The organism is Planotetraspora sp. GP83, from assembly GCF_041262585.1.
Lineage (GTDB): Bacteria > Actinomycetota > Actinomycetes > Streptosporangiales > Streptosporangiaceae > JAOEGB01.
Genome location: NZ_JBGCBZ010000018.1, coordinates 42,472 through 57,369, shown reverse-complemented (window position 1 = coordinate 57,369; position 14,898 = coordinate 42,472). Strand labels below are relative to the sequence as shown.

The following is a 14,898-nucleotide window of genomic DNA, read 5'->3' as shown; positions in this document are numbered from 1 at the left end:
GCAGCATGACTGACATCGCAACCCGCGCACCCCGCGTGGTGGCAGCGCCCGGAGGCCGCCGGCGTCACAACGGCGGCGGCCCTCGGGGGGGTACCATCGCCGCGTTCCTGCTCCCGTTCTTCGTCCCGTTCGTGCTGTTCTACGTGGTGCCGATCGCCTACGCGATCGGGCAGAGCTTCCTCGTCGTACGCCGCACCAGCGGCCAGTACGGCACGTCGTACACGACCTTCGGCGGCTTCGAACAGTACGCGCAGGCGCTCCAGAACACCGAGCTCTGGGCGAGCATCGGCCGCATCGCACTGTTCGGCATGGTGCAGGCACCGGTCATGCTCTTCGTCGCGCTGATCATGGCGCTGCTGCTTGACACTCCCCTGCTCAAGCTCAAGTCGTTCTTCCGCATCTCGGCGTTCATGCCGTACGCCATACCGGGCGTCATCGCCGCGATCATGTGGTCGTTTCTCTACTCGCCGCAGCTCAGCCCCGTCGTCGACCTGCTGAAAGGTATCGGCCTCCACCCCGACTTCCTCGGCCCGGGCGCCGTGCTGTGGTCGGCGGCGAACATCTCCACCTGGCTCTGGATCGGCTACAACATGCTGATCATATTCTCGGCACTGCAGTCGATCCCGCAGGAGCTCTACGAAGCCGCCAAGCTCGACGGTGCGAGCAACTGGGCGATCGCATGGCGGATCAAAGTCCCGATCGTCATCCCGTCGATCATCCTCACCACGGTGTTCTCGATCATCGGCACACTGCAGCTCTACACCGAGCCGGCCGTGCTGAGCCAGATCTCCTCGAACATCTCGAGCACGTTCACTCCGAACATGCTCGCCTACGCGGTGGCCGTCGGGGGCAACTACCAGCAGGCAGCGGCGATCTCCGTGGTCATCGCCCTCATCACCTTCGTCTTGAGCTTCGGGTTCATGCGACTGACCTCGAAAAAGGCCGGACTGTGAGTAACAAGACCATGATCCGCGAAAGCCACGTCAGTCGCACGGCTGCCATGGCTCTGATGTTCCTCCTGGCGATCTACTTCCTGCTGCCGCTCTACTTCCTGATCGTGGCGGCGACGAAACCGCAGGGCGACCTCGCCTCCACCTTCGGCCTCTGGTTCTCGCACTTCAACCTGTTCGAGAACCTGAGCACCCTGTTCAGCCAAGGCGACGGCATCTTCGCGCGATGGGCTCTGAACAGCGTGATCTACGCGGTGCTGGGCGCGGCCGTCGGAACCCTGATCTCCGCGCTGTGCGGCTACGCGCTCGCCAAGTTCAAGTTCCGGGGCCGCGAGTTCCTGTTCTCCGTCGTCCTCGGCAGCATCCTTGTTCCGGGCACAGCGCTCGCGCTCCCGCTGTTTCTTCTGTTCTCGACGGTCGGGATCGTCGACACCTACTTCGCGGTGTTCCTGCCCAGCGTCGTCAGCCCGTTCGGCGTCTACCTCGCCCGCATCTTCACCGTCGCCGCCGTCCCCGAGGAGATCCTCGAATCGGCGCGCCTGGACGGCGCCGGGGAGTTCCGCACGTTCTTCTCGGTGTCGTTCAAACTGCTGACGCCGTCGCTGGTGACCATCTTCCTCTTCCAGTTCGTCGGCATCTGGAACAACTTCTTCCTCCCAGCGGTGATGCTGCAGAAGGAGTCGCTCTTCCCGATCACGCTCGGCCTCTACCAATGGAACCATCAGATCGCCCATGTCCCGCTCCTTCAGGAATCGGTGATCACCGGCTCGCTGGTCTCGATCGTGCCGGTGATCATCTTGTTCATCCTCCTCCAGCGGTTCTGGCGCACCGGGCTCGCCTCCGGCTCCCTCAAATAACTCCGTACCCTCGCTCTCCTGTCTCCCGCGTCCCCCGCAGGGCGCGAACGCGGTCGCTCTCGCCGGAGACTTCCGCAACGACGTGCTGTTCGCCCGAGGGACCGCGCCCGCCGAAGGCCGACTCTCTCCCCCTCTCTCCGAACGGTCGTGGCCCGGTGGACAACTACCCCCGCTTTCCTGGAGCCGGCCTTCTCCGCACGACGCCGGTGATCGAGGGCAACCAAGGCCTGATCACTCGAGTCGGCGACGCAGCCGGCGCTCGGATCCCTTAGTTATCAAGAAAGAGTTGTGACCTCGTGCCCTCCCAACATTCCGCATACGTCACGGACATCCCACCAGGGCGTGGCGCGCTGCGCACGGCACGCTCGTGGCTGCACTCCGACGCCCCCTCTCGTTCGCTGAACGGGCTTTGGCGTTTCCGTCTATCGCCAACGGTGCCTGTGGCAGAGGATTTCGCGGCCGGAGGCTTCGACGACAGCGGTTGGGACAGCATCCCGGTACCCGCCCACTGGGTGCTCCAGGGTGACGGTGCCTACGACCGGCCGATCTACACGAACATCCAGTTCCCGTTCCCGATCGACCCGCCCTATGTCCCGGATGAGAACCCCACTGGCGACTATCGCCGCCACTTCGACATACCCGCCGACTGGTCGGAAGCCGAGCGCGTCCTGCTGCGGTTCGACGGGGTCGAGTCGGTCTTCAAGGTGTGGGTGAACGGCGACGAAATCGGCAACGCCGCCGGCAGCCGGCTCGCCCACGAATTCGACGTGACATCCTCCGTCCGCCCGGGCGACAACGTCATCGCCGTGCGAGTGCACCAGTGGTCGGCGGCCAGCTACCTCGAAGACCAGGACCAGTGGTGGCTGCCAGGAATCTTCCGCGACGTCACCGTGATCGCACGGCCGGCCGGAGGCATTGAGGACGTCTGGCTGCGAACCGGGTTCGAGAACGGGCACGGACGGATCGAGGCGGAGATCACCGCCGATGCGGCGGCATTCCCGGTCACCCTTTGTCTCCCTGAACTCGGCATCGAGCGGGTCTGGGCGACACCGGCCGACGTGGCCCCGTTCGACGTCGATAGCGTGGAGCCCTGGTCGGCCGAGCAGCCTCGCCTGTACGACGTCACCGTGTCAACGGCCGCAGAGACCATCGCCATGCGGGTAGGTTTCCGCACGGTCGAGATCCGCGGCGACCGGTTCCTGGTCAACGGCCGCCGCGTCGTGTTCCACGGGATGAATCGCCACGAAACCCACCCCGAGCGCGGCCGCGTTTTCGACGAGGAGCACGCCCGCGAAGACCTGGCCCGCATGAAGCGGTTCAACGTGAACGCGATCCGCACCAGCCACTATCCACCGCATCCACGACTGCTCGACCTTGCCGACGAACTCGGATTCTGGGTTGTCCTCGAATGCGATCTCGAGACGCACGGCTTCGGAACAATAAACTGGGCCGGCAATCCAAGCGATGACCCGGCGTGGCGTGAGGCGTACCTCGACCGCATCCAGCGCACCGTCGAACGAGACAAGAACCACCCCAGTATCGTGATCTGGTCGCTCGGCAACGAATCAGGCACCGGCAGCAACCTCGCTGCGATGTCAGCGTGGGTCCACGCCCGCGACGCCGGACGACCTGTGCACTATGAAGGTGACTACACCGGCGAATACACCGACATCTACTCGCGTATGTACTCGTCGGTGCTCGAGACCGAGCAGATCGGAACCGACGGCTCACGCTCACCGCTGCTGAGCTGCACTCCCGCGCAGGGCGCTCGGCAGCGCACCAAGCCGTTCCTGCTCTGCGAGTACGCCCACGCGATGGGCAACGGGCCGGGAGCGCTCGACCAGTACGAGGCGCTTGTGCACGAGCATCCGCGGCTGCACGGCGGCTTCGTCTGGGAATGGCGCGATCACGGCATCCTGACGACGGCCCCGGATGGTACGCCCTACTACGCGTACGGTGGCGACTTCGGAGAGGTCGTACACGACGGCAACTTCGTGATGGACGGAATGCTGTTGAGCAACGACGTCCCGACTCCCGGCCTCCACGAGTACAAGGCGGTCGCGCAGCCGGTCCGCTTCACCTTCGACGGTGACGACGTTGCGATTACAAACCTGCGGCACTCGGCTGACACGTCTGACCTGCGCTTCCGCTGGCGCGTCGAGCACGACGGGACGCTCGTGGATTCCGGGGACATGGAGGTCCCCGTCGTCGCGGCAGGCGAGTCGGCGCGTGTGCCCCTTCCACGGATCCCGCTGGCGCAGGACTCGGAAACGTGGCTCACCATTGATGCGGTCTTGGCGGCTGAGACTGCTTGGGCCCGCGAGGGGCATGTGATCGCGACCGCCCAGCTGGACCGCTCGACGCGTCGTCCCGCCGGTGGTGTCCGACCCCAAACGGATTGGCGGCAGAGCAACGGAACGCTGACGCTTGGAATCGCCGAGTTCGTCGACGGGGCCCTCGTGCGCCTCGCCGGCCGCGCTGTGGCGGGCCCGCGGTTGGAACTGTTCCGTGCCCCAACCGACAACGATGAAGCCGCGTCCCTGCGGGACGAGGAGAGCGACGCCAGCATCGCCGGGGTTTCCAATGCCGAACTGTGGCGTCGCGACGGTCTCGACCGGCTGACCACGCGGCGAGTGTCCGTGGAGCGCACCGCGGAAGCCCTGCGAACGATCGATAAAGTCTCCGCGGCGAACTCCGCCTTGTCGGTGATGGTGGAGTCTGTCTGGTCGCTTGAGGGCGGCGAACTCGAGCTGCGTGTGGAGATCGAGCCGTCAAGCGGTTGGCTGACGGTGTGGCCGCGGATCGGGATTCGTTTCGATCTGCCCGACGGCGCGGCTCCCATCGACGGCGCCGAGTGGTTCGGCCTTGGCCCGCTCGAGTCCTACCCCGACAGTCTCCGCGCGGCACACACCGGCCGTTTCTCCTCCACCATCCGCGACCTCTCCGTTGACTACGCGCGACCCCAGGAGACCGGGCACCGCTCCCAGCTGCGACAGCTGACCCTGACGAGTGCCGGCAGCAAGGTGCTGCGCATCGTTACATTCCCCGACGGGCGCGGACGTCGCCCCGGCTTCACGCTCAGCCGCCACACCCCACAGCAGATCGCACAGGCTGGACACCCATTTGAGCTTCCGGATTCGACGACGAGTCACCTGATCATCGATGCGGCCCAGCACGGGCTTGGCTCACGGGCCTGTGGACCGGATGTGTGGCCTGAGTTCGCGCTTCGCCCTGAAGCTCGCACGATCAGGCTTCGCATCGCAGCAGGCTGACCTGCTCTGGGAGCCACTTCCCCCCGGGCTTTGTCGGTGCCGACCGGTAGCCGTGATCGGCCGGTTCCGATCACCGACCCGGATGCTGTTCCGGTCACCGCCGGCAGGATTCCGTGCACCCGGACACCGCCGCCCGGGTGGGAGACGACGCTCAGCGACCTTCCAGCCCCGGAACCCCCACAACGGCCGGCACCCCAGGGAACCGAACTCGACACATGGATTCGGCAGGGCACCAGCAAGCGTCACGGCCGGCGCGGCACCGTGCGCTGATTGGCGCCATTCCAGCGCCACGGGGACGTCGCAGCACTCCAGCAGGTGCTGGCCGGCAATCTTCTCCAGCAATCCCCGCACCTCGGCCAGGGGCGCGTAGAAGAACTCCCGGCGGATACTGACCCCGGTTGACGCGCCGCTCACTCGTCTCGCCATGCAGCCGCCCTTCCAGAGCCACCGCGTCCTCGCTGAAGATCAACACGTGGATATCGAACGTGAACCTTTGACCTGCTCCTGCGGTCAGGTGAGGTCCGGGACGACAGCGGGCGAGACAATCGGGCTCACCCCAGCCACCAACGCCCCTAGCGATACGAGCCGCTGTCGTCTCGGAGCGGAAGTGCCCCCGCCAAAGGCACAAAGGTGCAACCCTGGGGAAGGTTGCCAGTTATCGCAGGGGCCGGCCTGTCAGCAGGGACACCGTGAACCTCTGAGCGCTTCCGCCCGTCTCAGGTGCATGAGAGGCATGTGGCTCGTCGCCGTGCTCGTGACGCTCGCCGCCTGCGGGACGGCCCCGGCCGCGACCGCTCCCTTGATGCGATATCAGGCCGACGGGACCGTGCTGTCCAACCCACAGCACGGCCCCCAGCTCTGCGCCGGCGTCCTTGAATCCCTGCCGCCCCAGTGTGGTGGGCCTGACATCAGCGGGTGGGATTGGAACGCCGTCCAGCACTCCGCCAAGGGGGGCGTCCGTTGGGGCGAATACCACGTAGTCGGGACCTGGGACGGACAGAGGTTGACACTCACCGAGCCTCCACACCCGGCCGGGCACCGCGACGCCCCACCCGACCGATCCCGCTTCACCACACCGTGCCCGAAGCCTGTGGGCGGCTGGCGCCCGGTCGACCCGGCGACGGCCACTCTGGAGGCGGAAGCAGCCGCGATCGCCAGGGCCCGGAAGCTCCCCGGATACGCGGGCAGCTGGGTAGACCACAACTACGTTGAGGAGATCGAAGGTTTCGACCCTGATGACCCTCGATCCGTGGAGCGATATGCCAACGACCCCAAGCGGCTCGTGCTGAACTTGCGGTTCACGGGCGACCCGGCCGTCCATGAGGCCGCGATCCGCGAAATCTGGGGCGGCGCGCTGTGTCTGAGCCGAGCCCAGCACACCGCGGCGGAGCTTCATGCACTCCAAGAGCGGGCAGGGAAGGAGATCAAGAGCGTGTACTCGACCTCGGTGGATGAGCTGGCGGGCCGTGTCGAGATCGGGGTCTGGGTGGTCACACCGGAACTCCAACGCGAGGTCGACGAGAAATACGGCAAGGGGCTGGTGGTCCTCGGAGGCTTTCTGAAGCCGGTGCGCTCGTAAACCCGCAGTGGTGTGCCCGTCCGCACGGGCACCGTAGACGGAGGGAATGCCGAGGGCGCCCGAAGGGTAAGTGAAGCGAATCCGATCGTGCACCGACGCATCGCCCAACTCCCGCACCCGGTCCTCCGGCTCCAGCCGGCCGCGTCATGCCGATCTTCACGACGGTCTCCTTTCACACAACCGGCCCGGAGCCGGGTGGAGACCCGCACCCCACACGGACTCAGGCTCCGCGCACCGTCTCTCCCACACCGACGAGGTCCAACCGCAAGGCACGCGACGCCAGCGCCCGCCTGCCTTGCGGATCGGCGCCAAGGACTGCGCGTGACCAGGTTCGCCGGGGCTTACGGCTCTTCTGCTCGCCGTTCACGGCGTAGCTCGCGTTCAGTGTGACTGCTGACGTTGCTCAGCATGGTCAGGCGCTGGCACGCGTGGAGGCCCCGGCCCGAGCCTCGGTTCTGAGATCAGGGAGTGGCGGCCGCGGCGAACGCGTGGCGGCGATGGGGAAATCTGGGGGCATCTTCCCCATGTCCGGCCAGATCCCGTTCCCAATACTGGTTCGCATGAGCGAGTGGTGGCAGGCGGCTCTGACCCCGGCTGAGCAGACCGGAGGGATCCCGTCCTGGGTGGCCAGGGTGGAGGCGGCCCGGGAGTGCGAGGCCCACGCCGAGGATTTCACCGCCGTGGTCTGGCCGCTTGCCGAGCAGGCGGGGGACGATCTGATGCGGGCCGTCGGCAGGGGCGACGGCCCAGTACACCCCGTCGGCAGGCACAACGCGCTGACCCACCCCGTCAGTGACGATATGGACGCGGCGGCGATCCGGGCGGGTTTCGTCACTCAGTTGGCGCAGAAGTTGGCCCGGCTGGCCGCGCGGGTGCTGGTGCTCGAGCTGAACGTCATGCGGGTGCACGGTCGCCTGGCTGGTGATTCGCCCGCCGACCGGTTCCGGGCGTTTGTTACGCACATGCGGAAGACTCTGCCGGCGCTGCTGAGGGAGTATCCCGTCCTGGGTCGGGTGCTGGGTCAGGCGTGTGAGCACGCGGTCGACGCCGGGGCGGAGCTGCTCAGCAGGTTCAGTGCTGATCGGGCGGAGCTGGCTGAACTGCTGGGCGCCGACCCGGAGAAGCTGCTGGGCTTCACCGGGGCCGGTGACCCGCATCGGCTGGGCCGTACTGTCTCCATCCTGGACTTCGCGGGCGGCGCGAAGCTGGTTTACCGGCCGCGGGCGGTCGAGGCGCATCTTCATTTCAACGAACTGGTGCACTGGCTCAACGAGCGGGTGCCGGGGCTGGGGCTGGGCACGGTGCGCGTCCTGGTCAGACCGGGGTACGGCTGGGCCGAGTTCGTCGCCCCCGCGCCCTGCACGCAGCAGGCACAGATCAGCCTCTTCTACCGCAGGCAGGGCGCGCTGCTGGCGCTCCTGAATGTTCTGAACGGCACCGACATCCACTACGAGAACCTCATCGCCCGCGCCGACCAGCCGCTCATCGTGGACCTGGAGACGCTCCTGCACCCCAGCGGCCTGTTGGGTCCCGACACCGCGGACCCCGCGGTACGGGTGCTGCGTGACTCGGTTCAGCGGACGGCCCTGCTGCCCCAGTTCGTTGTGGGTGACCGAGGCGCGCTGGACATCTCCGGTCTCGGCGGCGACAAGGAGCAGATCGCTCCCTTCTCGGCCGCCACCTGGGAGGATGCGGGTACTGACACGATGCGGCTGGTGCGTCAGAGCCGCCACTTCGCCGGAGCCGCCAACAGGCCCACGCTGGCGGGCGCGGACGCCGATCCCGCCGAGCACGTGCAGAGCCTGGTGCAGGGCTTCCAGAACGCCTACAACGCCTTCGCCGCGGGCCGCGAGGAGTTGCTCGCAGGGCCGCTGCGGCGCTTCGCCGGGGATCAGGTCCGGGTCGTGGTACGGCAGAGCCGGATCTACGCCGAGCTGCTCAGCGAGTCGACGCATCCGGACGTGATGAGGCAGTCGCGAACCAGGGACGCGGTTTTCCACCTGTTGGCCACCATGTCGGGCGGCGATCCGGTGCTGATGGCGGCGGTGCCGCACGAGGTCTCCGCACTGTGGGCCGGAGACGTCCCGATGTTCTGCACCCGGGGCGACTCGCTGGAGCTGTTCGCCGCTGACGGAACCCCGCTGGGGGTCTCCTTGAAGGAGAGCGGGCTGGACGCCGTAACCAGGAAAGTCGCTGCAATGGGGCCCGCCGACCTGGCGGACCAAGAGTGGATCACCAGGGCTTCGCTGGCGGCCCGCGTCACGGGAGAGCACCACCATCCGCCCGTTCCTGCCACATCACGGCTGGCACCGGTGCCGCCCCACCCGGAGGTACTGCTGGCCGCCGCCCGCGACATCGGCGACCAGCTCTGTGCCGACCTGCACAGCGACGGCGAGCGGGTCAACTGGCTGGGCCTCGAGCCCGTTGGCTCTGGGCACTGGTCGGTCATGCCATTGGGAGGAGGACTGGCGACCGGATACACCGGCGTCGCCCTCTTTCTCGCCCAAGCCGGGCGAGCCACCGGAGTCATGAAATATCAGGAAATAGCGGTGAAGGCGGTTGCGGGGCTGCCCCAACTGCTGGAAACCCTGACCGCCCACCCGGAACTGGCCAGGGCGGTAGGGCCTGGCGGATTCAGCGGCCTGGGCGGCATCGCCTACGCGCTCACCCAGCTGCCGGCCCTGCTCGACGACACCGGCCTCGCGGCCTGTCTGGAACCGACTCTCGACCTCCTCGATGCCGTCGTCACCGACCAGGCACCCCTTGACGTGTACGACGGCCTGGCCGGGTGCCTGGCCGCCCTGCTCGCCGTGCACCGGGCAACCGGCCTGGAGCGGGTCAAGAAGTCGGCCGACCGCTGCGCCGGGGTGCTCGCCGCCCGGGCGTCGGGGGAAGAGCTGCCTCCTGGGTTCGCCTTCGGGAGCTCCGGCGTCGGCTGGGCGCTGCGTCGTGCCGGTCACGGTGAGCTCGGCCTGCGGCTGCTCGCCGGCGGCAGGGCAGGGGCGCGCGGCCTGTCGTGGTGCCAGGGGGTTCCTGGCGCCCTTCTCGCCTGCGCCGATGGCGGGCCGTACGACTGGGGGGACGTCCTGGCCGGAATCGGCGATGCTCGCCCGCTGGCCACTCACGACCTGTGCCACGGCGAGCTGGGACGCATCGAGCTCCTGACCACTCTTGCCGGTCATGGCCACCCGGAGGCCAGGAACGTCATGAACCGCTATGCCGGGTTCCTCCTAGCCTCCCTGGAAAGGTTCGGTCCGCGGTGCGGCACGCCGAACCAGGTTTCCACTCCTGGGTTGTTGTCCGGTCTGGCCGGTATCGGCCACGGTCTGCTGCGCCTGGCGGACCCCGGGCAGATCCCGCCTCTGCTGCTTCTTCGGTAGTCACCCACTCCATCACGACAAGGGAGAAGTCATGACCGACCACTCGTGGAACAACGACGAGGACGAGCACCCCGCAGGCAAGATCATGATCAGGATCTCCGCGATCACCGCGGCCAGCCGCCCGTGGATCCTGGCCGGTCTGGTCGCGGGCGCCGCCGCGCTCGCGCCGGTCGCCGCGGCCGCTCCCGCGGCCGCCGACGCGATGTCCGCCCTGGTGGAAGTGCCGGGCGGCGACGGGGGTCCGATACCGACCCTCACCACCTGTACCTGGGAGGGATGACCCCTAAGCCGGGAAGAATTACCCTTGCCCCATGCGGTTTCGATCACCCCTGCTCATCGGCCGTGACCGGGAGAGCGCGCTGCTCGGCTCGCTTTTGCGGGCCGCGGGGCAGGGGCGTGGCGGCGCGGTCTTCCTGACCGGAGACGCCGGGATCGGCAAGTCCAGGCTGATGGCCGGCTGCACCTACCAGGCGCTGGATGACGGCATGGTGGTGCTGCGCGGCAGGGGGAGCGGCTCCAGCCGTGACGTCTCCTGCAAGCCGCTCAAGGAGGCCCTGTTCTCCTTCGCCAGGACCCAGGGGCCGCCCGACGACCCGGCTCTGGACGCCTACCTGCCCGCGCTGACCACCCTGCTGCCGGAATGGCGCACCACTCCGGTCGCCGAGCATCTCGAATCGCTGATCGTGTTGTCCGAGGCCGTGCTCCGGCTGCTGATCGCGATCGGGCGGGAGCGCGGGTGTGTGCTGGTCCTGGAGGATCTCCACGACGCCGACACCGAGACGCTGGCGGTGGTGGAGTACCTCGCCGACAACCTGCACGATCTTCCCGTCCTGCTTCTGGCCAATCTGCGCGGGCACATCAGTCCGGCCCGCAGGCTCGCCGACGACTGCGCCCGGCGGCGGGCGGCCACCCTCGTGGAGGTCGGGCCGTTGACCGGTACCGACATCGGCGCCCTGGCCGCCGCCTGCCTCGACACGACGTCAGTCGAACTGCCGGGCAGCCTCCTGCGCCACCTGGAGCGCACCGCCGACGGCAACCCCTTCGTCATCGAGGAACTGCTCAGCGCGATGGCCGGCACCGGCGCTCTGCGGCGGGAAGGCGGCCGGTGGCGCCTTACCAGCGATCCGGCCACCCAGGTGCCCGTCACGTTGGTCGAGAGCATCGCCGTACGCGCCGAGCAGATCGGGCCGGACGGGCAGGAGATCCTCCGCGCCGCCGCGATCTTCGGGCGGCGCTTCCCGGTCTCGCCGCTGCAGGAGATCGTCGGCCTGCCCGACCGGGACATGCTGGCCTTCCTGCGCGCCGGGGTGGCCGCCCAGCTGATCACACCCGACGAGTCCGCGACAGACTGGTACGCCTTCCGCCACGCTCTCACCGCCGAGGCATTGCTCACCAGTCTGATCCCCACCGAACGCGCCATGATCGCCCGCGGGGCCGTCCAGGCGGTCACCCGGCTCCATCCCGGCCTGCCTGGCGAGTGGTGCCAGGTGGTGGCCGCGCTACACCTGGCCGCGGGCGAGCATGCGGAGGCGGGGCGATTACTGGCCGATGCGGGCCAGCGGTTGCTCGAGAGCGGGGCGGCAGGTTCGGCGATCAGCCTGCTGGAGAACGCCTACGAGCTGCTGCGAGCCGACAGCGCACGGTTGCGGGCGAAAGTACTGGCCTCGCTGCTGTACGCGCTGTCCGAGGGTGGCCAAGCGGACCGGGCCATCGCCCTGGCCGTGGAGCTGCCGGAACTGGATGGCCCGGAGATCCCGGCGGGCGATCGGATCGCGTTGCGTCTCAAGCTGGCCTGGATCGCGGCGGAGACCGGCCGGATCGCCGAGGGCCTGGCTCACGTGTCGGCGGCGCGGGAGCTGCTGACGATCCACCGCGATCAGACGCACTCCACCGCCCTGGACGTGGTCGAAGCCCAACTGCTGATGCGCGACAGCGGCCAGGAGCCGGAGAAGCTGGCGCGGCGGGCGGCGGAAACGGCCGAGCGCCTGCCCCTGCCCGAGGTGGCCTGCCAGGCGTGGGAACTGCTCGCCTATCTGGTCCGCCCGCGAGGCTTGGCCGAGGCCGACCAGTGCCTGAGCAAGGTGGTCGCCATCGCCGAAGAACATGGCCTGGTGTTGTGGAAGATCCGGGCGCTGGTGCGCCTGGCCATCAACGGCAGCCTGCGCGACGGCGACACCTCCCGCTTGGAGCAGGCCGTACGGCAGGGCGTCGCGGCGGGCGCCGTCACCTCGGTGCACACCGCCCAGGCGACGCTGGCGATGTTGCTCGTCCTGCGCGGCGACTACGCTGAAGCCGAAGCCCTGGCCGCATCGTGCGCCGAGACCAGCATCCGGCTCGGCCACGCCGACTATACCCAGTACGTCCTGCTCACTCAGGCCACCTCCGCCGCCCACCAGGGCAGGCGCAAGGAGATGGACAAGGCGCTGGCCGAGTTCCGGCGCTGGGGAGGCGAGGACGGCGAGTACGTGGCCCTGTCGAACGGCCTGTGCCAGGCGGTCTGCGCGCTGCTGGAGGAGGATCGGGAACGTGCCGTGGAATCGCTGGGCCGGGCCAGGGCGTGGGAGGACAACCACCCGAGCGTGTACTCGCTGACCGGCCGGTTCGGTTTGGGCGTGCTGCTGGACACGCTCGCGGGCCGTACCGGGGCCGGGGAATACGCCGTGGCCGGTGAGAGCCCAGCCGCCAAGCTGTTGTGGAACCGGCACTTCCTGTTGCTGGCCGAGGCCGTGCTGCTGGGCCGGGCCGGGCAGGGTGCCGAGGCGCGGGCCGTCGTCGAGCGGGCTCGGGAGGCGGCCAAGCCGTACGGCATGGCCGCGAACCTGGGCCTGCGGCTGGTCGCCGAGGCGGCACTGGCCGACGGCTGGGGCGACGCGCCCGCGTGGCTACGCACTGCGGAGGAGTACTTCCACAGGGCGCACATCCCCGCGGTCACCGGCGCCTGCCGTACCCTGCTGCGCCAGGCCGGGGTCGGCGCGGCCCACCGCCGCAGCGGCCACGAGCGTATCCCCGAGGTTCTGCGGCGGCTGGGCGTGACCGTGCGGGAGTACGAGGTCTTCGTGCTGCTGGCCGAACGGCGGGGCAACGTGGACATCGCCAAACGGCTGTTCATCTCACCGCGGACCGCCGAGAAGCACGTGGCCAGCCTCCTGCTCAAGACCGGCCGGGCCGATCGCATCACCCTGTGCGACCTTGCCGTCGAGCTGACGGGCTGAGTTTCTGGGGGCATTCACCCACCAAACACCGAAATATCGACCTATATGGGGGTAACGCCTGCCCATGTCGACCACCGCATTCGGCGGCACAGTGGCCGGTGTGATGGAGTTCCGACTGCTCGGCGCCGTCGAGGCGTATCACGACGGACAGCGCCTCGGGCTGGGGCCACGTAAACAGCGCCTGACCCTGGGCATCCTGGCACTGGAGGCCAACCGGCCGGTTCCGATGGCTCGCCTGGTCGAGCTCAACTGGCCGGAATCGCCGCCCCGCACCGCCGAACACGCGGTCCGGGTGGCGGTCTCCCAACTGCGCTCGGTCTTCGGCCAGATCACCGAGGTGGAACTGCGCTCACAGGGATCGGGCTACATGCTGCGCACCGACCCGCTCAACATCGACGTGCATCTCTTCCGCGACCTGCTGCAGCGGGCGCGCGCCGCCCTGGACGATCAGGCCAGGCTGAGCCTGCTAGAGGCGGCACTGAGCCTGTGGCGCGGGCCCGCGCTGGCCGGAGCGGCCTCCCCCGAGGTGCAGGAGCGCCTAGGCGGCGGCCTGGAGGAGGCCCGGCTGGCGGCCATCGAGGACCGGATCGACACCGAGTTGCGCTTGGCCCGCCATCGCGACCTGCTGGAGGAGCTGACCGCGCTGACGCGCGCGCACCCCTTCCGCGAGCGGCTGACCTGCCAGCTGATGACCGCCCTGTACCGCAGCGGGCAGACTCATGTGGCTCTGGAGGTGGCGCGCAAGGCGCGGCGGCTCCTGGCCGACGAACTCGGCATCGACCCCTGTCCGGAATTCAGGCAGTTGGAGACGGCCATCCTTCGCAACGACCCGGTGCTGCCGCCGCCCGGCCGGGCGGCGCAGCCGCAGCCGTTGACGCCCGCTCAGCTGCCCCCTGCCGTCTCCGCTTTCACCGGCCGGACCCCCCAGCTGCGATGGCTGGATGAGCTGGCCGGGGACCTCACGACGCCGGTCGCCGTCGCCATCATCGGTCCGCCCGGAACCGGCAAGTCCGCCCTGGCAGTGCACTGGGCACACCGGGTCCGCCACCGCTTCCCCGACGGGCAGCTCTACATCGACCTGCACGAGTACGGCTCCCGCCGCGCCCTCCCCCGCTTCCTGCGCTCCCTGGGCGTCAGCGAGGGCGGCATGCCCGTGGGCCCAGACGAGGCCGCGGCGCTCTACCGCACCCTGCTGGCCGGGCGGCGGATGCTGGTCCTGCTCGACAACGCCGTCACTTCCGAGCAGGTCAGACCGCTCCTGCCCGGCGCCGGTGGCAGCCTCACCCTGACCACCAGCCGGGAACGGCTGAGCGGGCTGATCGCACTGGACGGCGCCCGCCCGCTGCGACTGCAGCCGCTCAACCCCGGCGAGGCCCGGGACCTGCTGACGCACCTGCTCGGCCCGGAGCGCGTGCGGAGGGAAGCTGAGGCCGCCGCCCGGTTGGCCGAGCTCTGCGACTATCTACCTGCCGCCCTGCGCCTTGCGGCCGCCGACCTCTCGTATGAGCGCACGATCGCCGATGTCGTCGCCGACCTCGAAGAACAGGACGACATCGTCCTGCACGCCGCCCCGCCCATCAAGCCTCCAGAGCGGCGCAAGCTCGGGCTGGCCGGGCTGCACTGTAACCGGACTATGAGACAACTCTGA

Annotated in this window: 8 protein-coding genes; all 8 read left to right on the top strand. The window is 68.7% G+C overall.

The genetic code is table 11. The features are described from left to right. Positions 1-5 precede the first annotated feature (5 nt). Positions 6-953, top strand: a complete 948-nt coding sequence (locus ABH927_RS23830) for a carbohydrate ABC transporter permease (protein WP_370024626.1) — start codon at positions 6-8, stop codon at positions 951-953. Beyond that, entirely contained in the window at positions 950-1,807 is an 858-nt protein-coding gene (locus ABH927_RS23825; protein WP_370024624.1) for a carbohydrate ABC transporter permease, read from the top strand. Before ABH927_RS23830 ends, ABH927_RS23825 begins: the two co-directional genes overlap by 4 nt. Before the next feature lie 296 nt (positions 1,808-2,103). Next, positions 2,104-5,079, top strand: a complete 2,976-nt coding sequence (locus tag ABH927_RS23820) for a glycoside hydrolase family 2 TIM barrel-domain containing protein (protein WP_370024622.1) — start codon at positions 2,104-2,106, stop codon at positions 5,077-5,079. A 724-nt stretch (positions 5,080-5,803) separates the two neighbouring features. Continuing rightward, a complete protein-coding gene (locus tag ABH927_RS23815) occupies positions 5,804-6,658 on the top strand; it encodes a hypothetical protein (RefSeq protein WP_370024620.1) in 855 nt (284 codons plus the stop codon). 560 nt (positions 6,659-7,218) lie between these two features. Continuing rightward, entirely contained in the window at positions 7,219-10,038 is a 2,820-nt protein-coding gene (gene lanM, locus ABH927_RS23810) for a type 2 lanthipeptide synthetase LanM (RefSeq protein ID WP_370024618.1), read from the top strand. Between the two features lie 31 nt (positions 10,039-10,069). Then, the gene (locus ABH927_RS23805; RefSeq protein WP_370024616.1) at positions 10,070-10,318 is read left to right on the top strand and encodes a hypothetical protein; all 249 of its coding nucleotides are present in this window, start codon (positions 10,070-10,072) and stop codon (positions 10,316-10,318) included. Positions 10,319-10,349: 31 nt separating this feature from the next. After that, positions 10,350-13,250, top strand: a complete 2,901-nt coding sequence (locus ABH927_RS23800) for an AAA family ATPase (protein ID WP_370024614.1) — start codon at positions 10,350-10,352, stop codon at positions 13,248-13,250. Positions 13,251-13,314: 64 nt separating this feature from the next. Then, positions 13,315-14,898: a BTAD domain-containing putative transcriptional regulator gene (locus tag ABH927_RS23795; RefSeq protein WP_370024612.1), complete on the top strand. Its 1,584-nt coding sequence runs from the start codon at positions 13,315-13,317 to the stop codon at positions 14,896-14,898.